The 19989-nt window shown below is 67.6% G+C and carries 17 protein-coding genes; 9 read left to right on the plus strand and 8 right to left on the minus strand.

From position 1 onward, the window contains the following. Positions 1–82: 82 nt before the first annotated feature. The gene (locus ACWF82_RS01310; protein ID WP_452496776.1) at positions 83–445 is read left to right on the plus strand and encodes a PadR family transcriptional regulator; all 363 of its coding nucleotides are present in this window, start codon (positions 83–85) and stop codon (positions 443–445) included. Continuing rightward, entirely contained in the window at positions 445–1791 is a 1347-nt protein-coding gene (locus tag ACWF82_RS01315) for a permease prefix domain 1-containing protein (protein WP_452496777.1), read from the plus strand. Before ACWF82_RS01310 ends, ACWF82_RS01315 begins: the two co-directional genes overlap by 1 nt. A gap of 26 nt (positions 1792–1817) precedes the next feature. On the opposite strand, the gene ACWF82_RS01320 is transcribed toward ACWF82_RS01315, so the two are convergent. Further along, positions 1818–2201, minus strand: coding sequence for a DUF1304 domain-containing protein (locus tag ACWF82_RS01320; RefSeq protein WP_452496779.1), 384 nt, complete (start codon positions 2199–2201; stop codon positions 1818–1820). A gap of 124 nt (positions 2202–2325) precedes the next feature. Here ACWF82_RS01320 and ACWF82_RS01325 point away from each other — a divergent pair, with 124 nt between their 5' ends. Further along, positions 2326–3726: a 3' terminal RNA ribose 2'-O-methyltransferase Hen1 gene (locus ACWF82_RS01325; protein ID WP_452496781.1), complete on the plus strand. Its 1401-nt coding sequence runs from the start codon at positions 2326–2328 to the stop codon at positions 3724–3726. A 3-nt stretch (positions 3727–3729) separates the two neighbouring features. Further along, positions 3730–6255: a polynucleotide kinase-phosphatase gene (locus ACWF82_RS01330; RefSeq protein WP_452496783.1), complete on the plus strand. Its 2526-nt coding sequence runs from the start codon at positions 3730–3732 to the stop codon at positions 6253–6255. A gap of 34 nt (positions 6256–6289) precedes the next feature. On the opposite strand, the gene ACWF82_RS01335 is transcribed toward ACWF82_RS01330, so the two are convergent. The 4 genes from ACWF82_RS01335 to ACWF82_RS01350 all read right to left on the minus strand — a co-directional run bounded on the left by ACWF82_RS01335 (position 6290) and on the right by ACWF82_RS01350 (position 12401). Further along, entirely contained in the window at positions 6290–7324 is a 1035-nt protein-coding gene (locus tag ACWF82_RS01335; protein WP_452496786.1) for a fatty acid desaturase family protein, read from the minus strand. 45 nt (positions 7325–7369) lie between these two features. Then, positions 7370–8914, minus strand: a complete 1545-nt coding sequence (locus ACWF82_RS01340; RefSeq protein WP_452496994.1) for an MFS transporter — start codon at positions 8912–8914, stop codon at positions 7370–7372. 187 nt (positions 8915–9101) lie between these two features. After that, positions 9102–9812, minus strand: coding sequence for a YwaF family protein (locus ACWF82_RS01345; RefSeq protein WP_452496788.1), 711 nt, complete (start codon positions 9810–9812; stop codon positions 9102–9104). A 282-nt stretch (positions 9813–10094) separates the two neighbouring features. Further along, a complete protein-coding gene (locus ACWF82_RS01350) occupies positions 10095–12401 on the minus strand; it encodes an ATP-binding protein (protein WP_452496789.1) in 2307 nt (768 codons plus the stop codon). 148 nt (positions 12402–12549) lie between these two features. On the opposite strand from ACWF82_RS01350, the gene ACWF82_RS01355 reads away from it, so the two are divergent. Continuing rightward, complete coding sequence (locus ACWF82_RS01355) at positions 12550–12984, plus strand: Zn-ribbon domain-containing OB-fold protein (protein WP_452496791.1); 435 nt, start codon at positions 12550–12552, stop codon at positions 12982–12984. A gap of 31 nt (positions 12985–13015) precedes the next feature. On the opposite strand, the gene ACWF82_RS01360 is transcribed toward ACWF82_RS01355, so the two are convergent. After that, complete coding sequence (locus tag ACWF82_RS01360; RefSeq protein WP_452496793.1) at positions 13016–14623, minus strand: 4-coumarate--CoA ligase family protein; 1608 nt, start codon at positions 14621–14623, stop codon at positions 13016–13018. A gap of 377 nt (positions 14624–15000) precedes the next feature. Here ACWF82_RS01360 and ACWF82_RS01365 point away from each other — a divergent pair, with 377 nt between their 5' ends. The 3 genes from ACWF82_RS01365 (at position 15001) to ACWF82_RS01375 (ending at position 16780) form a co-directional block, all read left to right on the plus strand. Then, positions 15001–15573 (plus strand): TetR/AcrR family transcriptional regulator, encoded by a 573-nt coding sequence (locus ACWF82_RS01365; protein ID WP_452496996.1) that lies wholly within the window; start codon positions 15001–15003, stop codon positions 15571–15573. A gap of 195 nt (positions 15574–15768) precedes the next feature. Continuing rightward, on the plus strand, positions 15769–16263 hold the full coding sequence (locus tag ACWF82_RS01370; RefSeq protein WP_452496795.1) for a hypothetical protein: 495 nt from the start codon (positions 15769–15771) through the stop codon (positions 16261–16263). A gap of 4 nt (positions 16264–16267) precedes the next feature. Continuing rightward, positions 16268–16780, plus strand: coding sequence for a hypothetical protein (locus ACWF82_RS01375; RefSeq protein ID WP_452496797.1), 513 nt, complete (start codon positions 16268–16270; stop codon positions 16778–16780). Here the strand turns inward: ACWF82_RS01375 and ACWF82_RS01380 are convergent. After that, on the minus strand, positions 16673–17374 hold the full coding sequence (locus ACWF82_RS01380; RefSeq protein WP_452496799.1) for a TetR/AcrR family transcriptional regulator: 702 nt from the start codon (positions 17372–17374) through the stop codon (positions 16673–16675). The two genes, ACWF82_RS01375 and ACWF82_RS01380, sit on opposite strands and share 108 nt — an antisense overlap. A gap of 144 nt (positions 17375–17518) precedes the next feature. Between ACWF82_RS01380 and ACWF82_RS01385 the strand changes: the two genes are divergently transcribed. Continuing rightward, a complete protein-coding gene (locus ACWF82_RS01385) occupies positions 17519–18457 on the plus strand; it encodes an acetoacetate decarboxylase family protein (protein ID WP_452496801.1) in 939 nt (312 codons plus the stop codon). A gap of 61 nt (positions 18458–18518) precedes the next feature. On the opposite strand, the gene ACWF82_RS01390 is transcribed toward ACWF82_RS01385, so the two are convergent. Beyond that, positions 18519–19988 (minus strand): hypothetical protein, encoded by a 1470-nt coding sequence (locus ACWF82_RS01390; protein ID WP_452496803.1) that lies wholly within the window; start codon positions 19986–19988, stop codon positions 18519–18521. Position 19989 lies beyond the last annotated feature (1 nt).

The following is a 19989-nucleotide window of genomic DNA, read 5'->3' on the forward strand; positions in this document are numbered from 1 at the left end:
CCTGTCACGAATTCGGCAGAGTGCGCGCCCCATACCTAGATCTGCTAGGTTGTGACCTAGTTGTTCTAGGTATAGGAGTCCGATGCGGATCGACAAAGACCTGGTGGCGGCGTCGGCGACGCCGCTGGTACTCGGGATTCTCGCCGAGGGCGAGTCGTACGGGTACGCGATTCTCGAGCAGGTGAACGAGCTGTCGCGCGGGCGGATGCAGTGGACCGACGGGATGCTCTATCCGCTGTTGCACCGGCTCGAGCGGCAGGGGCATGTGACCTCGGCCTGGCGCACTTCCGACAGTGGGCGGCGGCGTAAGCACTACCTGATCACCGACTCGGGGCGGGCGGCGCTCGCGGAGCGGCGCGCGCAGTGGACGGTTGTCGCCGAGGCATTGGATCAGGTGTGGCGCGGCGCCACGCTGCCGCCGAACGTGGCGAAGGGATGGGCGTGATGGACACCGAGGCGCAGTTGCAGGCCCATATCGCGCAGTGGCGCGGCTACGTGCAGCGCCACCGGGCGATCTCGGTCGCCGATGTGGACGAGATGGAAGACCATCTGCGCGAACAGGTCTCGACCTTGCGGGACGCCGGTCTCGCGGGCGACGAGGCGTTCCTGGTCGCGGTGAAGCGGATGGGCAGTCTCGACGCGATCTCCCGTGAGTTCGCGCGCGAGCATTCCGAAAGGCTGTGGAAGCAGCTCGTGCTGCTGCCCACGGAGTCCGAAGACGCCGAGCGGCAGGGTAATCGGGAGCTGCTGGTCGTCCTGGCACTCGCCGTCGGCGCGGCACTGTCGCTGAAGGCCGGGTTCGCCTGGCTCCAGGACTCGGCCATCGCCGTGAATGTCAGCCTGCTCGTGCTGCCTTTCCTCGCAGCCTATTTCGCGTGGAAGCGCCAGGTCACGGCGAAAGCCGCCGCGGCGCTGGTCGTGCCGTTCGTGCTCGCCGCGCTGGTGCTGAACCTCTATCCCTTCGAACCGGAAGGGACCACCGAGGTCATCGCCGCGATCCACGCACCGATCGCACTGTGGTTCGTCGTCGGCCTCGCCTATGTCGGCGGCTACTGGCGTTCGGACCGCCGCCGGATGGACTTCATCCGGTTCACCGGCGAATGGTTCGTCTACCTCACCCTGCTCGCGCTGGGCGGCGGTGTCCTCATCGGGCTCACCGTCGGCGCGTTCGAGACGTTGGACCTGCGTATCGAACCGGTCGTCGAGGACTGGGTGCTGCCGTTCGGCGCCGCGGGCGCGGTGATCGTCGCCGCCTGGCTGGTCGAGGCGAAACAGAATGTCGTGGAGAACATCGCACCGGTGCTCACCCGGGTGTTCACGCCGCTCACCATCGTCATGCTGCTTGCCCTGCTCGCGGCGTTCGCGACGACCCGCAGCGTGATCGACATCGACCGCGCCCTGCTGATCCTGATGGACCTGATCCTGGTCCTGGTGCTGGGTCTGCTGCTCTACTCGATCTCCGCCCGCGACCCGCTGGCCCCGCCCGGCCTCTTCGACCGCGTCCAGCTGGTCCTGGTGATCAGCGCCCTCGCCGTCGACGTGGTCATGCTGGCCGCCATGCTCACCCGCATCGCCGAATTCGGCTCGACCCCGAACAAGGTCGTCGCGCTCGGCATGAACGTGGTGCTCCTGGTGAACCTGGTGTGGTCGGTGCGGCTGGCGATCGGATTCCTGCGCGGCAGAAAGGGATTCGCCGACCTGGAACGGTGGCAGACCCACTACCTCCCCGTCTACGGCAGCTGGGCCGCGGCGGTGGTCGTCGCGATTCCCCTCGCCTTCGATTTCGTCTGAGACGAGAGCGGCTGTCGTGCTGGTGATCAGAGCCGGGCGATCACCAGCACGGCACAACCGATCAGCGGCGGAACCAGCTGGATCAGCGCGGCCCGCGCCTTGTCCGGCGAGGAAACCAGCAGCACCACACCGGCGGCGACCATCGACCCGGCCCCGGCCAGAACCAGCGCCACCCCGATCCCGGCGTCGCCGAAGGCGGTGAACCCCATACCCACCGCCGCGACAATCGCCAGAAAGAGGTTGTAGAACCCCTGGTTGAACGCCATCTCCCGGGTCGCTTCGGCCTGCTCCGCCGTGATCCCGAACGTCGCCCGCGTCCGCGGCCGCGTCCACTGCAACGACTCCATGACGAAGATGTACCCGTGCAACAGCACGGCGATCCCGACGAACACCAACGCGACCGCCACCATCGCTCCACCTCCCGAAGGACCCGGCGACCACCGGGCGTTGCCCCGATTATCTCCCCCCGCACCACAGTCGAGACCGCGACGCGCACACCGGAAAATCACTGGCACGCCATGACAGGATCGGTCTGTGCTGTTGACGATCTCCACGACCCATACCCCGGCGACCGATCTCGGGTATCTGCTGGTCAAACACCCCGACCGGGTGCAGTCGTTCGCGACGACCGGAGGAACGGCACACGTCTTCTATCCCGAGGCCGATGCCGACCGCTGCACGGTGGCGCTGCTGCTCGAGGTGGATCCGGTGGAGCTGGCCCGGCCCGCGAAGGGGCACAACGACGCCGCGCTCGGCCGCTATGTCAACGACCGGCCGTATGTGGCGTCGTGCCTGCTGTCGGTGGCGCTGGGAAAGGTGTTCCGGTCCGCGCTCAACGGCGCGAGCCGGGATCGCGCCGAGCTGGCGGCCACCACCATTCCGTTGGAGATCGAGCTGCCCGCGGTGCCGTGCCGTGGCGGCACCGAGCTCGTCGCGCGCCTGTTCGCGCCGCTGGGCTGGACCGTGTCGACCACGACGCTGCCGCTGGACCCCGAGTTCCCGGACTGGGGCGATTCCCCGTACACCCACCTGCGGCTGACCGGCACGCTGCGCCTGTCCGAAGCACTCAACCACCTGTACGTGCTGCTGCCGGTGCTCGATGACACCAAACACTATTGGGTCTCCGAGGACGAGGTCGACAAGCTGCTGCGCGCGGGCGACGGCTGGCTCGGCGGCCACCCCGAACGCGAACTCATCGCCCGCCGCTACCTGGCCGGCCGACGATCGCTGACGCAGTCCGCCCTCGAACGGCTGCGCTCCGCCGACGACCAGGTCGACGACGCGGAACCCGAAAACCCCGGCGCCGTCGTCGAACGCATCGAAGCGGCCGAGCGCCGCACGCCCCTCGTGCACCTGCGCCGGGAGGCGGTGCTGGCCGCGCTGGCCGAGACCGGAGCCACCCGGGTGCTCGATCTCGGTTGCGGCCCCGGCACATTGCTGCTCGCGCTGGCGGCCGACCACCGTTTCACCGAGATCGTCGGCGCCGACGTGTCGAGCGCCGCGCTGGCGATCGCGGAGCGGCGGTTGCGGTTCGACCGGATGCCGGACCGGGAGCGCGCCCGGATCACGGTGATCCAGTCCGCGCTGACCTACCACGACAACCGCCTGCGTGGTTTCGACGCGGCGGTGCTGATGGAGGTGATCGAGCATGTCGACGAAGCCCGGCTGCCCGCGCTCGAACGCGCCGTCTTCGGCCACGCCGCACCCGGCGCGGTGATCGTGACGACACCGAACGTCGAGTACAACGTGCACTACGAAACCCTCGACGGGCACCGCCACGACGATCACCGATTCGAATGGACCCGTGCGGAATTCGCCGCCTGGGCCGACCGCGTCGCCACGGCCTTCGGCTACACCGTCGAGATCCGGCCCGTCGGCGACAACGACCCCGACGCCGGATCCCCCACCCAGCTCGCGCTCTTCCGGAAGGCCTGATCCATGAACCTCGACCTTCCCGAACTGTCCCTCGTCGCGCTGATCGGCATCTCCGGTTCCGGCAAGTCCACCTTCGCGCGCGAGCACTTCAAGTCCACCGAGGTGCTCTCGTCGGACTTCTTCCGCGGCCTGGTCGCCGACGACGAGAACGACCAGTCCGCGACCAAGGACGCCTTCGACGCCCTCCGCCACATCGCCGGGCTCCGGCTGCGAGCCGGGCGGCGGGTCGTCGTCGACGCGACCAATGTGCAGAAGCACGCGCGGGCCGAACTCGTCGCGCTCGCACGGTCTTTCGATGTGCTGCCGGTCGCGATCGTTCTCGATACGCCCGAAGCGGTCGCGTGGGAGCGGACCAAGGATCGCGACGACCGCGAGTTCGGCCGCCAGGTGCTGCGGCGGCAGAGCCAGGACCTGCGCCGTTCGCTGCGCGAGCTCGGCCGTGAGGGGTTCCGCAAGGTGCACGTCGTCACCGATCCAGCCCAGGTCACCGTCACCTACGAGCGCGCGTGGAACGACCGGCGCGAACTCACCGGCCCCTTCGACATCATCGGCGATGTGCACGGCTGCCGGTCCGAATTGGAAAGCCTGCTCGGCGAACTCGGCTGGCAGCTGATCCGCGACGAGACGGGACGGGCGGTCGACGCCACGCATCCGGCGGGGCGCCAGGCGGTGTTCGTCGGTGATCTCGTCGACCGCGGTCCCGATTCACCGGGCGTGCTGCGGCTGGTGATGGGGATGACCGCGAGCGGTACCGCCCTGTGTGTGCCGGGCAATCACGAGCAGAAGCTGCTGCGGAAGCTGCGTGGGCGCAAGGTGACGGTGTCGCACGGGCTGGCGGAGACGCTGGAACAGCTGGCGAGCGAGCCGCCGGAGTTCGTCGAGTCCGCGGCGCGATGGATCGACAAGCTGGTCAGTCACCTGCGGCTGGACGACGGGCGCTTGGTGGTGGCGCACGCTGGGCTGAAGGAGGCGTACCACGGGCGTGCTTCCGGCCGGGTTCGCGACTTCTGCCTGTATGGCGAATCCACCGGGGAGACAGACGAATACGGGCTGCCGGTGCGGTATCCGTGGGCACGGGACTATCGCGGTGCGGCGATGGTCGTGTACGGGCACGTGCCGACGCCGAAGGTGGAGTGGGTCAACAACACCGTCTGCCTGGACACCGGTGTGGTGTTCGGTGGTGAGCTGACCGCGCTGCGCTATCCGGAGAAGACGTTCGTCTCGGTGCCCGCCGAGCGGATGCACTACGCGCCGGTGAAGCCGCTCGGCGACGCCGAATCCGCCCGCGACGCCGAGACACTCGACCTGGCCGACGTCACCGGTCGCAGGCACCTGCGCACCGACTACGGCACCGTGCTGGTCGAGGCCGAGAATGCCGCCGCCGCACTGGAAGTGATGAGCCGGTTCGCGATCGATCCGCGGCTGCTGCTCTGGCTGCCGCCGACCATGTCGCCGCCGTCGACGTCGACGGTCGAGGGTTACCTCGAATATCCCACCGAGGCGTTCGCCGACTATCGCGCGGCGGGCGTGGAGCGGGTGGTGTGCCAGGAGAAGCACATGGGCTCGCGCGCCGTTGTCCTCGTCTGCCGCGACGAGGCCACCGCCGCGGCCCGATTCGGGATGCCCGCGGACCGCTCCGGTGCGATCTACACCCGCACCGGCCGGTCGTTCTTCGCCGATGCGGCGCTGACGGAGACCCTGCTCGGCCGGGTCCGTGCCGCTGCCGCACCGCTGTTCGACGAACTGGACACGGGCTGGCTGCTCCTGGACTGCGAACTGCTGCCGTGGTCGGCCAAGGCGGGCGGGTTGATCCGCACGCAGTACGCGGCCATGGGCGCCGCGGCCCGGTCGGCGCTGCCGCCCGCCGTCGCCGCACTCGACGCCGGACTCTCCCGCGGTCTCGACCTCGGTGACCTCCGCGCTCGCACCGCGGCCCGTGCCGGGAACGCGGCGGACTTCACCACCGCCTACCGTCGATACTGCTGGCCGACAACAGATCTCGACGGCATCCAGATCGCACCGTTCGCCGTCCTGGCCGCCGAGGGCGCGAGTTACGCTGGGCGCGATCATGGTTGGCACCTCGACCTGTGCGACCGGCTCGTCGCGGCCGATCCGCAGACGTTCCGCCGCACGCAACGCCGTGTCGTCGACCTGTCCGATCCGGTCGCCGAAGCCGAGGCGACCGCCTGGTGGCTCGAGCTCACGGAGGCAGGCGGCGAGGGCATGGTCATCAAGCCCTATGCCGGGTCGACGCACCGCGCGAAGGGCAAACTCGTCCAGCCGGGCATCAAATGCCGTGGGCGCGAATACCTGCGGATCATCTACGGTCCCGACTACACCGCGCCCGAACACCTCGCGCGCCTGCGGGATCGGACCCTGAGCCGCAAACGTGGTCTCGCGATGCGGGAGCACGGGCTCGGGTTGGCGGCGCTCGACGCCGTCGCCGCCGGGGAGCCACTGTGGCGGGTGCACGAGCTCGTATTCGCCATCCTGGCAATGGAATCGGTGCCGACGGACCCACGGCTCTGACCGAGGCCCGCCCGCACCGATCAGTGCGGGCGGGCTAGTCGACCAGCTGCGGTGGCGTCCAGGTCTGGCGGCCGACCTCGTCGAGGTGACTCAGCGCTTGGACGTAGGACTCGACGAGGCCGGTCTCGCAGTACGGCACACCGATTTCGGCGCAGTACCCGGCGACGATCGGCTGTGCCCGGCCCAGATTGGCGCGGGGCATCGACGGGAACAGGTGGTGCTCGATCTGGTAGTTCAACCCGCCGAGGGCGGTGTCGACGAGGAAGCCGCCGCGGACGTTGCGTGAGGTGAGCACCTGCCTGCGCAGGAAGTCGGTGTTGTCACCTTCGGGCAGCACCTCCATCCCCTTGTGGTTGGGGGCGAACGTGCAGCCCATGTACAGCCCGAACAGACCCTGCTGAACAGCGATGAACACCAGCGCTTTTCCGGGCGGGAGCACCAGGAAGACCGCCGACAGGTAGCCGATGCCGTGCGCGGCGAGCAGCGCGCCTTCCCACAGCCGGTTCGGGATGGGCCAGCGGAACACCGCCCGGACACTCGAGTAATGCAGGCTGCCGCCTTCGAGCAACAGCATCGGGAAGAACAGCCACGCCTGGTAGCGGAAGATCAGCCGGCGGATGCCCGTGCCCGCGCGGGCACGGTCGCCGGAAAAGGCCAGGATTCCCATCACATCGGGATCGGCGCCCTCGGTGTTGGGGTGGGCGTGGTGCCGGTTGTGATTGCTGGTCCACCAGCCGATGCTCAGGCCGATGGCGAGGTTGCCCGCGATCAGGCCGTACAGGTAGTTGGCCCGCCGGGACGCGAAGATCTGCTTGTGCCCTGCGTCGTGGCCGAGGAACGCGATCTGCGAGAACACCGCGGCCAGGAACACCCCGACGCCCAGCTGCCACCACGAGTCGCCGAGGACGAAGAACGCGGCCCACCCGGCGACGAACGCCGCCGCGGTGATCCCGCTCTTCCACCCGTAGTACCGCAGATTCCGGTCCAACAGGCCTGCCGCCCTGATCCGGCGCAACAAGATCGAATATTCACTGCCGCGCACCGGGACGACATCCGAGACAACTACCACGGCACCAGCATGACGGATGGAGACCACCACCAGGTGAACTCGGGTCTACTTCATCTTCGCCTTCGGCCGTTCGGTGTCGAGTGCCGTGAACACCGCCGCGGCGAGAATCATCACCGCCGAGACCAGCAGGGCCACATCCAGCCCGTGATGGAAGGCGACCTTTCCGGTGTTGAGCACCTCGTTCACCTTCGACAGGTATTGCAGATACGGGCCGATGTCGACGCCTTCGGGAATGCGGCCGCGTTCCACGGCCTGGATGGCGTCGGGCTGCAGCGTGGTCGGCAGACCCAACTCGGTCATCCTGGCGCGCAGGTCCGCGGAGAGGAACGAGCTCACCAGGACACCGAGCACCGCGACACCGAACGCCGAACCGACCTGGCGCATCGTATTGGTCACCGCGGCGGCCATTCCCGAGTGCTCCGCCGGGACCCCCGACATCACCGCCGAGGTCAACGGCACCACCGCGATCCCGAAGCCGAACCCGGCCACCGCCATCGCGGCCGCCAGCCACGGATCGTGCAGGGTGCCCGACAGGGCATGACGGGTCAGCAGGATCCCGCCCGCACCGACTACGCAACCGAGGATCATGGGAACGCGCGCGCCACGACGGGCCACCCAGTAGCCCGCGATGAGGGACCCGAGCACAATGGCGACGGCCATCGGGGCGAAGACACCGGCGGTGCGCGCGGCCGAATACGACTGCATCACTTGCAGATACAGCGCGGTGAAGAAGAAGATCGAGAAGATACCGAAGTAGACCGCGAAGGCGACAACCAGCGCCCCGCGCACGGCCCGCAGCCGCAGATAGCGGAAGTCGAGCATCGGTGCGCGCGCCCGCTTTTCGACGACGACGAACGCTGCGAGCGCGATACCGCCGAGTCCGAACAGGCCAAGCACCGACGGTGCGGTGTAGCCCCGATCCTGACCGACGGTCGCGGCGTAGATCACCGACCCGAACGCCGTCGCGCCGAGCACCGCGCCTGCCCAGTCGACGGGCGCCTGCTGGGGATCCGCGCTCTCCGGAATCGACCACAGCGCCGCGACGAGCGCCACCGCCCCGATCACCAGGTTGAACCAGAAGATCGAGCGCCACCCGTACGCGTGGACCAGCACGCCACCCAGGACCGGGCCGGCCGCCAGCGCCAGTCCGGACACCGCCGCCCACACCCCGACCGCCTTGGCCCGCGCCTGCTCGCCGGGGAAGATGTGGCGCAGCACCGACAGCGTCCCCGGTTCCGAGGCCGCGGCGCCGAGTCCCATGATCGCGCGACCGGCGATGAGCATCGCGACACTGCTCGCGAGCGCGGACACCACCGATCCGGCACAGAAGATCACCAGCCCGATGATCATCACCCGCTTGCGCCCCCACCGGTCACCGAGCGACCCGCCGGCCAGCATCAGCCCCGCGAAGACCACGGTGTAGGAGTTGACCACCCACTGCAGCAGCGTCACATCGGTACTCAACTCACGCCGGATATCGCCGAGCGCAACACTGACCACGGTGGTGTCCAAGAAGGTCACGAACACCACGGCGACAACTGCTGCCAGAGCGACTCCCGGCCGCGCCGGAGTACCCGGCGCCGTCCCCATCGGTCTCACGCGCTCAGGCTACCGGCGAGTTCGACCGCCCGCTGACCGAAAGGTCATCGCGCCCCGACACACACCGTCACCCGGCGCACCGCTACGAGGTCGATCTGCCTGCCGCGTTCATGCGGTCGATGACCGAACTCGAGGAGGTCATCGGCGCGAGGCTGGACGGCCGGTAGCCCGTATCCCGTTACGCCTGCGTACGGAGTCGCTGGTTGCGGACCCATGGCCAGGTCATCAATGCCCATACGGTGATCAGCAGAATGGCGACCGTGGCCAGGTACCAGGGCCAGGGGCCGAGTACATCGAGCAGGGACGCCGTCGCGGGTTTCGCGTTGACGAAGCCGTAGTTGGTACCGGCCACCGTGTTGAACACGAAGGTCAGCGCGGCCCACACCGCGGTGACTCCCACGGCGATTCGATAGCTGCGCCAATCCGGGCGCATGCCGATACCCCAGGTGAGATAGATCGCGGCCCACACCACGGCCAGGTGGATCGCCCAGAAGGCGAGGAACTCCTTACTCGGGAAGTCCTGGCTCTCCAGCGCCGGCGATATCAGCGCCTGTGTGCTCAGGGTGAGGCACCAGTAGTAGGTCAGCGCGTACGCCCAGCGCCGGTGCGACCACAACGCGTATCCGGCGACCACGGTGGCGAGATCGGTCAGCCGCAAGGGGACGGAGCGCTCGATGGTCGGAGGGATCATGGTGTAGAGGTAGATCGCCGCATAGAGCGCCAGCGTCACGACACCGAATGCTCGGCTGAATCGTCTTGCGGCAGCGGCACTTCGGTGCGTGCGCCCGACCCGGACCATGAGAATCGCGCCCACCACGAATATCGCCAGGACAATCCAGTGCGACAGTCCGTAGCCGGTGAATTCTCGCTGCGCCGATAGCGCCTCCACGCTGTCCCAGTGTAGTGATCAGGCGAGCCACCCTTCGGCCCGGCCGCGGTACCTCGTCAGGCTTGCTCGAGGATGTCGAACGGGATTGTCACCTCGACCGGTTCGTCGAGGAGCATTGCAGGCTTCGGCTCATGCAGGCTTGACCTGGGCATCTGCGTTGCAGGTCAACTACGAACTATTGGCGGGGACAAGCCCAGGCATCGTAGGTACGTGCCTACATAAGAGGTGGTTGTGATGACTTCGATGGCAGGTGGAGCTGAGGGTCGCGGGCCTGCGACCCCGCTACTTCTGATTCTGGGTGACCACCCAGGCGGCGACCTGGGCGCGGGTGGTGAAGTGCAGCTTGCTCAGGATGTGTTCGACATGGCCTGCTGCTGTGCGCTGTGAGATCACGAGTTTCTCCGCGATGGCGCGGTTGGTCAGGCCCTGAGCGACGAGTTCGGCGATCTGCTTTTCGCGGCGGGTCAGTGCGGCCATCGCGGCGGGCAGCTCCGCTGTCGCGGCCGGATCCTCCTCGAGTGCGTAGGCGAGCGCCTCCTCGATACCGAGTTCGTGGCCCCGGCGCAGCGCCGCGTCGAAAGCGCGCTGTCCGAGCGCACGCGTGGCGGACTCCTGTGCCTGACGGCGATGGCCGAACATCTCGAGGATCATGACCGACTGGCTGCCAACGGATTCGGCGACCGACATGGCGGTGCCTGCCAGCACGGCGGCCCGCTGCGCCTGACCCTGCTCGGCCGCGACGAAGGCCAGGGTCGCCAGGCAGCTCGCGACGACCGACCAGTCGTCGATCGCCCGGGAATGTCGCAAACTCTCCTGCCCGAGCACAGCCCCGCGTTCGAGATCGCCGCGCTCGACCGTCGTATAGGCGAGCTGTGACAGTGCGTAGGAGCGGTAGACCGACTCGCCGCGCGCTGTCGCGATGGCCAGCGCCTGCTCCTGGCACGCCGCGGCGCGGTCCGTGTCCTGCAGCAGACCGCAGGCGGCGCCGAGCGCCAGCAGGACAGACACCTGATGCAAGACGTCACCGATGGCCTCGAATACCGGCAGCGCCTGTTCGCAGTGCGTCACCGCGCCGGCGAAGTCGCCGGAGAACAGTGCCAGCAGTGCCCCCGCACCATCGACATAGGCTCCGAACATCTCGTCGCCGTCGGCCAGCGGGCGCGCCCGCTCGATTCGCGCGGACGCGGACTGGAAGTCGGTCTGCATCGCGGCCAGGATCGTGTCCGCGCTCAGCGCCGCGATGTGTTCCAGCGTGGCTCCACCCGTTCGCTCCAGCACGCGCCCGAGCCAATAGCGGGCCTCGCTGACCCGCTGCCGCGCGACCCAGAACTCGTAGAGCGCGACCGCGATCCGTTCGGCCGATCCCACCTCGTCGGGCTCGGTCAGGCTGAACTCCAAAGCCTCGCGCAGATTGGGCTGTTCGCGGTTGAGCCGGTCGATCCATTCCAGCTGCCGGGGCCCCATCCACCCGGTGTACGCCCGCAGCGCCAGCCGTTCGAACCAGTCGCGATGGCAGCGCCGCAACGCAGGCTCGGCGCCGCAGGCACGCAACCGTTCCCTGCCGTACTCGCGCAGGGTTTCGAGCATCCGGTACCGGACGCGGCCGCCGTAGGTCTCCCGGATCAACACCGACTTGTCCACCAGCGAGCCGACCAGGTCGAGGACGTCGCCGGGATCGAGTCCCGCACCGCAGATCGCCTCCGCGGCGTCCAGCTCGAAGCCGCCAGCGAACACCGAAACGCGCGCCCACAGTTCGCGCTCGCGGTCGGTGAGCAGGTCGTAGCTCCAGTCGATGCACTGACGCAGCGTCTGTTGCCGGGTGGGCGCCGCGCGACCGCCACCGATCAGCAGCCGATACCGGTCGTCGAGCCGTTGCAGGATCTGCTCCGGCGACATCGCCCGCAGCCTGGCCGCCGTCAGCTCGATGGGCAGCGGCAGGCCCTCGAGCCGACGGCAGATGCGTGCGACGGCGACCTTGCTGTCCTCGGTCAGCTCGAAGCCGGGGATGGCGGCCCGCGCGCGGTCGACGAACAGGGCGACGGCGTCGGACCGCATCAGCTTGCGCAGGCTCGGCGACCGCTCCGCCCCGGGAACCGTCAGCGGCGGCACCGGGACCACCGACTCCCCGCCGATGCCGATCGGTTCCCGGCTGGTCGCGAGGATGTGCAGGCGGGGCGCGGCGCGCAGCAGTGATTCGGTCAGCGCGGCGATCGCGTCCACCAGGTGTTCGCAATTGTCGAGCACCAGGAGCAGATGGCGGGAGGCGATGTGCTCGACGATCAGGTCCAGCGGGGGTTGGGCGGTCTGCCCGGTCAGTTTCAGGGCGGACGCTACGGACCCGGCAACCAGCTCCGGTTCGCGTACCTTGCCGAACTCGACCAGCCAGACCCCGTCGTCGAACGCCCGGCGGACCTCCTCGGCCACCCGGAGCGCCAAACGGGTCTTGCCGACCCCGCCGATCCCGGTCAACGTCACCAGCCGCGACTCGGACAACAACTCCCTGACCTCGCCGATCTCACGTCCCCGGCCGACGAAGTGAGTCAGTTCCGCGGGGAGATTCCCCAGCGTGCCCTGGGTGGCAGGCTGCATCGGGCATGCCTCGCATTCGGTCGCGGTGGGTCCCCAGCGCCAGGTTACGCCGTGTTTCCCTCGCAAAAACAGGTATATCGACCGTCCCCGCGACGCCGCGAACGGAGGACGCTGAAGCAAGCGTCAGCACCAGCTCACGGAGGCCTTCATGTACCCACCCGATCCAGCGAGCCGCGGCACAGCCTGCGACAGGTTGATGATCCGCCGCTGTACGGCTTGCGACAAGCTGTTCGCGCCGCTGGTCGCCGACTGCTCGTCGTGCGCGTCCGACAGCCTCGAGTGGCTGCCGTCCGCGGGCGCCGGTTCGATCGTGTCCTGGCGGGTAGTGGATCGCACGGCCACCGGAACGCACGACGACGCACCGTTGACGATCGCCATTGTCGAACTCGACGAGGGGCCGTGGGTCTACACGTCCATCGAAGGGGAGGTCCCGGCGATGCGGGGCTGCCCGGTGCGGGTGCAATTTCAGCCGTGCCCGCCGTCGGACAGGTTCCCCGTCTTCGCCGTGAGTGCCGACCTCCGCACGCCCGGCGAGCAGCGCACCTCCGCCGACCGGATCAGTACGGCAATCACCGCGCCATAGCGAACCGAGTTACCCGGGTCGCCACGGACGGTCACGCCTCGACGCTGTCGCTTCGGGTGGTGTCCCTTGCTCGGAGGTCTTTTCGAAGGATCTTGCCCGCGGCCGATTTGGGCACAGCGTCGATGAACTCGACCTGCCGAACCTTCTTGTAGGGCGAAACCTGTTCAGCGACAAAAGAGATCACGGATCGTTCGTCGAGCCGGGAGCCCGGACGGCGCACGACGAAGGCCTTCGGGATCTCCTCGCCTTCGGCGTCGAGCGCACCGATCACCGCGGCATCGACGATCTCGGGGTGGGTCAGCAACAGCGCTTCCAGTTCAGCAGGGGGAACCTGATAGCCCTTGTATTTGATCAGCTCCTTCAGCCGGTCGATGATGTACACCGCACCGCGTCCATCGACGACCGCGATGTCACCGGTGTGCAGATAGCCCTCCGCATCGAGGGCCTCGGCGGTGGCGACCGGGTTGCCGAGATAGCCGACCATCACGTTGGGGCCTTTGCACCACAGCTCACCGGGTGCGCTGAGACCGTGGCGGGGGTAGTCCACTTCTCGTCCGGTCGTCGTGTCGACCAGCTTGCATTCCATATTGGGCGAGGTCACCCCGACCGAACCGATCGGGAAATCATCGCCATCGTCGGGTATAGCGTGGCTGACCGGGCTCATTTCGGTCATCCCATAGCCCTGACGAACCCGACAGTCCAGACGCCGCGCGACGGCATTGCCCAGATCGGTATCGAGAGGCGCCGCGCCACACATGACCGTGTGGACGCTGGAGAGGTCGTAGTGCTCGACGATCGGATGCTTGGCCAGCGCCACCGCGATCGGCGGTGCCACGAAGACATACGTGCAGCGGTGGCGCGCGATGGCGTGCAGGAATTCGGGGAGGTCGAACCTGGGCATGGTCACCAGTGCGGCGCGTCGGTACAGGGCGGCGTGCAGCATGGCGGTGATGCCGTAGATGTGGAAAAACGGCAGGACCGCCAACACGCGGTCCTGGTCCTGGATTCCTATTCGGGAATGGATCTGACAGACGTTGGCGACGAGGTTGCGATGGGTCAGCATCACTCCCTTGGGGTGACCGGTGGTTCCCGACGAGTACGGCAGGATCGCCAGATGGGTTGCCGGGTCGAAGTCGACATCCGGTGCGGAGGCTCCCTGCTGGAGAAGGTCTCGCAGTGACAGGTAGCCGTCGGCACCGTCCAGTACCACGATTCCTTCCGGCGCGATCCCGGCGATCTGTGCGGCCGCTGCGGCCTGGGCGAGCAGTGGTGTGACGGTGAACAGCAGGCGCGCCCCGGAGTCGGTGAGCTGGGCGGCGATGTCTTCGGCGGTGCTCAGTGCGCTGACCGGCGTCGCGGTCGCGCCTGTTCGCAAGATGCCGTGCAGCACCGCGGCGAAGGCCGGGGTGTTCGGGGAATGCAGTGCGATCACATCACCCACACCGAAACCCCTGCTCGCCAGCGCACCCGCGATCCGATCGATGTGACCGATGAGGGTGCGGTAGGTGGTCTGATCGCCGGTCGCGCTGTCGATCAGGGCTGGGCGGTCCAGATCGGAGCCGGAGATGCCGGCGAACAGGAAGTCGTAGACGTTGGTGTCGGGAATCTCGACGTCGGGAAATGGGCTTCTGAAGCTCACGGGCCTCTCCTGGCGGTGTCGTGTGTCGGGTGGAGCAGTCGCGATCGGGTCCTTAGGCACAACTGCCAGAGTTGGCCTGGCCCTCTCATCTGCGGCCCCGCCCAGCGCCGGTCTCGGCGACACAATCGCTAGTCAACACCGGGTCTAAGCATTATGCAATACCTCATATTCAGTCAACTGAGCTCCGAGTCGCCGAAGGGCTGGCCAGCGAGGACCCCGTTCTCGCAACGAATGCCGTCGGCAGGCCGCTACCCGATCGGCGGCGAACCTCAGATCTGGCACCGTTCTATGATCAGTTACATAGCCAGCAGGCGGCGGCGCTTGCGGTGTCACTCGAAGGAGGCGTGGTGTCGGAACCGAAGGACACCCGGACAACCATGATCCACAGTGCGGTGGAGGTCCTCCGTGAACGGGGAGTCGCCGGTGTCACGATCGACGCGGTACTCACCCGCAGCGGGGCACCCCGAGGTTCGGTCTACCACCATTTTCCCGGAGGCAGAACGCAACTGGTAGCGGAGGCGCTGGGTTTCGCCGGTGACGCGATCGGCGCGATCGTCGACCGCGCCGCCGCCGACGGATCAACCGAGATCCTGCACCGTTTCGTCGAGCTGTGGCAGAAGATCTTGCGCGACAGCGATTTCGCGGCGGGATGTCCCGTGGTCGCCGTCGCGGTCGGCCCGACCGGCGATGAGGAATTGTTCGGCAGCACCGCCGCGATCTTCGCGCGATGGTCCGAGCCGCTGCGCCGGGCTTTCGAGAACGAGGGACTGCACGCCGACGACGCCGAGCAGCTGGCAACGATGTCGATCGCATCGGTCGAGGGTGCCGTGGTTCTCTGCCGCTCTCAGCGCAGCCGCAAACCCCTCGATGATGTCGCCCGGCAGCTCGAGCTGCTGATCGAGAGCCAGAAGTTCCTCACTCGCGGTCGAAGCGCTCGCACGGACACCTAGCGCGCAGAGCCCTTCGGGGCGCCCGAGTACCCCCGACCTGGTCGGACCGACCATCGCCAAACCGTCGCGCATGAATTATGCTCTATGACATATTCCATCTCCCGAGTCGGCGCGGGGTGCTTCGGCACCTGCGTACCGACTCGGGTCGTCGATCCCGGGAGATTCCCGGTATGTCTATTTCTCAGGAGACAAGCGATGGCAACAGTGCCCGGTGCGAGAACTGCAGCCCAGCGGGAGATATCAGAGGGTGAGCGCCAGGCCATCCGCACGATCAAGGTGTTCATCTCGCTGGGGTTCCAGGGCGAGTTCTTGTTCCTGGTGCTCGGATTGATCATGTTCCCGCACAACGGACCGCTCGTATGGCGGCTGGTGTGGACGTTGGGCTTGTGCGGCATCGGGATGGGAGCGGCTGTCGGTGGGATCGCCTACCTCGTCGGCTCCCGGTTCCGGCCCCGGAGCCGCGCGGCGCTCATCGTGACCGCGATCAGTGCCGCGGCCTCCTACAGCGTGTGTCAGACGCTGTGCTGGGGTTTGGACCACAACGTGGGCCTGAACTACTGGGGATCGGTCGACATGCCCGCACTGTTCTTGATCAAGGGGTACAGCGCGGCGATCGCCGGTGGCGTGCTCGGCGCCTACCTGTTGCACACACAGACCGGATCCCGGATGCTCGACCGACTGCGGATGTGACCTGATGCCCAGATCCCGGAACAGGTTCACGGTCTGCGTCGGCCTGGCCGGCGCCGCGGCCGTCGTCGACCTGATGCTCTGGCGAGCCGATGTGCTCGCGATGGCCGACAGCCGATGGCTGACCGCATTGATGGCGGTGTGGTTCGTCTTGGGATGGGGCATCGGCCCCGGCTGCCTGACCGCACTGGCGATCCGCGGTACCGATCGGCGGCTGCCGCGTTCGCTGGCGCCGGTGGTAGCCGGTGCCGCCGGCGCCGTGCTCATGTCGGGTATCGGATGGGTGATGCACGCCTACCTCACCGACCCGGCGTTCATGCAGGCCGCGATGGGCGCATCCGAGAACGCGGACGCCCACAGCCACGGTCACCATCAGATGTCGATGGATCACACCGCGGGGTCCGAGACCCTGTCACACATCGGTCTGCTCACCCTCCTGATTCCCAGCCTGGCCGCCATCGTCGCCTCGGTGGCCTACGCGTTTCGACCGGACACCCTCGGCCGACACCGAGCCGGCTGAATTCCTTCGACCGGGTGATCCCGAGGCGGCCACCCGCAGCAGGTCCTCGACCAGGAACGCGACCAGATCCTCGGTGGACAGTTCCGCGTCGGCTTCCACGGCCATCTCCTCGGCCATCGCCAGCCAGCCGCGGACCGCTAATCGGGTCATCGCGTCGGGGTCCGGGCGTCCGACCGCGTCGAGGAACCGGTCGGTCAAGGTCGTGCGGATCTCCTGATAGACCTCCATGACCCGGTCGTCGCCGCCGCTGGCCGCGCGCACCAGCGCCAGGTAGTTGGCCTTGCGACGGCGGATGAAGCTGACGAAACCGTCCGCGATCACCCGGGCGCGTTCCTCGGCCGATCCGTCTTCGGGAAGCTCGGTGTGACCGAGCAGCCGATCGCCGGCCGAGCGCACGACCGCGACGTAGTAGTCGCGCTTGGTCGGGAAGTAGTGGAACAGCAGTCCTCGGGAGATGCCGGCGACCTCGGCCACTTCGTCGATGGCGAGTTCATGGATGGGGCGGGTCACCAACAGGCGCAGACCGATGCCGATGAGTTGTTGACGTCGCTCGTCGGCGGTCATGCGTACTCGTGGCGAGGTGGACGCGCTCATCCGGCGAATACTACCCCTATTGAGCAGCGCTCTAGAAGCTATTGAGCAATGCTTAGAACGCCGCTAACCTGTACGTGCGGCCATCGTCGGACGCGTCCTCAGTTCGCGAGAACAAGATTCAGAGAGAAAAGGAGTTGACGGCCCATGTCCTCAACCGAACGCAACACCGTCGCCGCCGACCTTGGTGGCGCCACGGTCATGGTTCCCGAGGGCGGTCTCTACGACCGCTATCGGATGAACACCGATCTCGACGAGGTCGCCCGCGACCCGCGAGTCCACAGCGTGGACTACTTCCGGCAGCTACCCAAAACCGAGGTGGACTCTCGAATCGGCACCACCCACACGCCGAATTTCTACTATCGACTGTCCAGCGCTCGACTGACGATGCTGGCCCCCACGCGAGCGATTCGTTCCCGCCTGCCCGCGGAACTCGCGCCGCTCGAGGTCATCCCGGGCCTGGGACTGGTGTCGGTGATGTTCTTCAGCTACGACGTCTGTGACATCGACTCCTACACCGAAGCCGCCATCGGGATCGCGGTGCGACCAGCACAGCATCGACGTCTCGGATTCGTCGACCTGCTCGCCGCCCTCGGCAACGACGACTTCGATTCCTACGTCGTGTCACTACCGGTCAACACCGACATCGCCTACGTGCGCGGCCACGACGGGTACGGATTCCCCAAGTGGCTCACCGACATCGAGGTCGGCATCGACTCGGATCGAGCTACCGCCCACGTGGCGAACAGTGTCGGCGGAACCGATCTTTCGCTGTCGGTCGCCACGCCGGCCCAGACCACCTATCCCTCCGGCGAGCGTGTCTCGACGCTCACCTCCTACACCGAGATCGACCACGCGTGGCACGCGATCCTCGGCCAGACCAACGTGCTCTCGACCGGAAGCACGGCACTCCCGCGCCGAGTCCAGCTGCGGGTCGGTAGCGGACGCATGGCTGATGACCTGCGATCGCTGAAGCCGATCACGACCATCCGGCTCGACGTCACCACCGAAGCACAACTCGCCCTGCACATGCCGGTCCCGATCTCGGTCCCCACCCCAGGACGCGACGATCACCGGCGACGGTAGCGCACGACCAGATCGGTCGGTCGATAGCGCCGGTGGCCCGGACCCTATCGACCGACCGAGGTCAGTGGGACAAACCCTGAGATTTCCCTCGCCCGAAGAGATTTCCGAAGGTGCCGAGGAGGGCGGCGAAGCCGAGTGCCGATTTGGGTTCGTAGGCGGCGCGCCAGAGTCCGCCGTGCAGGGCTTGGTCGCTGAAGAGCGCTTCGGGATGCGACCGTGGTGCCCGATCGTGGTGGAGGTCGTGAACGAGCAGGGCCGCCATCAGGATTCGGCAGGTATCGGGACCGAAGACTTCGACATCGAAGTGGTGAGCACCGCGGTAAGCCGCGGCCAGTGCTCGGTTACGTGTCACCGAGCGAGTCCAGGAGGCGGGGGCGACATTGAACGAGACAGTGCGCCCCGCGTCTTCGGCGAGGACTCCACGCCACCGCTGCAGGCGTTTGGCCATCGCGTAGCTGGGGCCTTGCTGGGGGACGAGAACGTCGGCGAGTCCGGTGCCGTCCTCGTGCATGCGGGTATAGGAGGGACGGAACAGTGTGCCACCGGACACCGTCCGTGCGACCCAGTCCAGGTATTGCCTGCGTCCGCGTTGCTGCCATGCGCTGCTGCCCGCGCGGACGACTTCGGTGGGGACGACGAAGGCGTCGGTCGGGGTGGCGAGGTAGGCGAGCGCGGTCCGCGGATCGGCCTCGCACAGATGCGTGGCGAGCAGGTCGGCGGCCACGCTGAGCCGGACGTGTGCGCCCCGGTCGGCGTAGGCGTACATACTCAGCACCTGTGGAATGCCGTTGCTTTCCGAGGTCAGCCACGCGGCGAGTTCCCGCAGATCCTGCACCAGATCCAGGCCTGCTCGGCCATCGGCTCGCTGCGGCCATCGCACCGAACCCGCCCCTGACTGCGCGGTGCGAACGATGCGCTCCCACAGGTCGGGGCTCGGCACGTCGACAGCCAGGATGTCGGCGCCCCATGCGGTGAGTGGTTCCAGCGGGCTGAGTTCGGCTCCGGCGCCGAGCAATACGATCTGTCTGCCCCGGACCGCCAACCAGTCGGGGTTGGCCACGACACGGGCGATCGCCGCACCGAACGAGGGTTCGGCGATGCCGTCGCCGACCCAGATATCGACCTGATCGAGCAGTTCACTTCCCCGCAGGACGCGACCGCGGTAGGGAACACGAAGCTCGACGATCGGTGCGGCTGTTCCATGGACGGCCGCGGTAGCTGGTTGCCGTGCGCGGTCGGCATCGAGGTCGAGCTCGGTCAGCACCCGCTCGTTCGAGCCATCCGACCAGGTCATCGTGTGACGTGCCGAGTCGATTCCGGCGGCGGCCACGGCGAGGGCGACCGCGCTGGTATCGGCCGAGGCGCTGGTCAAGTTCGCCAGGAGGGTGGCGTAGTCGGTGCGCCAGGCGCGAGTGTCGAGCACGCGGCGGCGCAGATCGGCGGATGCGGGTTCGGCCGCGTCGGACAGGATCCGTGTCAGCGCCGGCGTTGTCGGCCGGGCTCCGGAGATCAAGGGAAAGTCGACAGTCATG

This window comes from Nocardia sp. NPDC055053, from assembly GCF_053608285.1.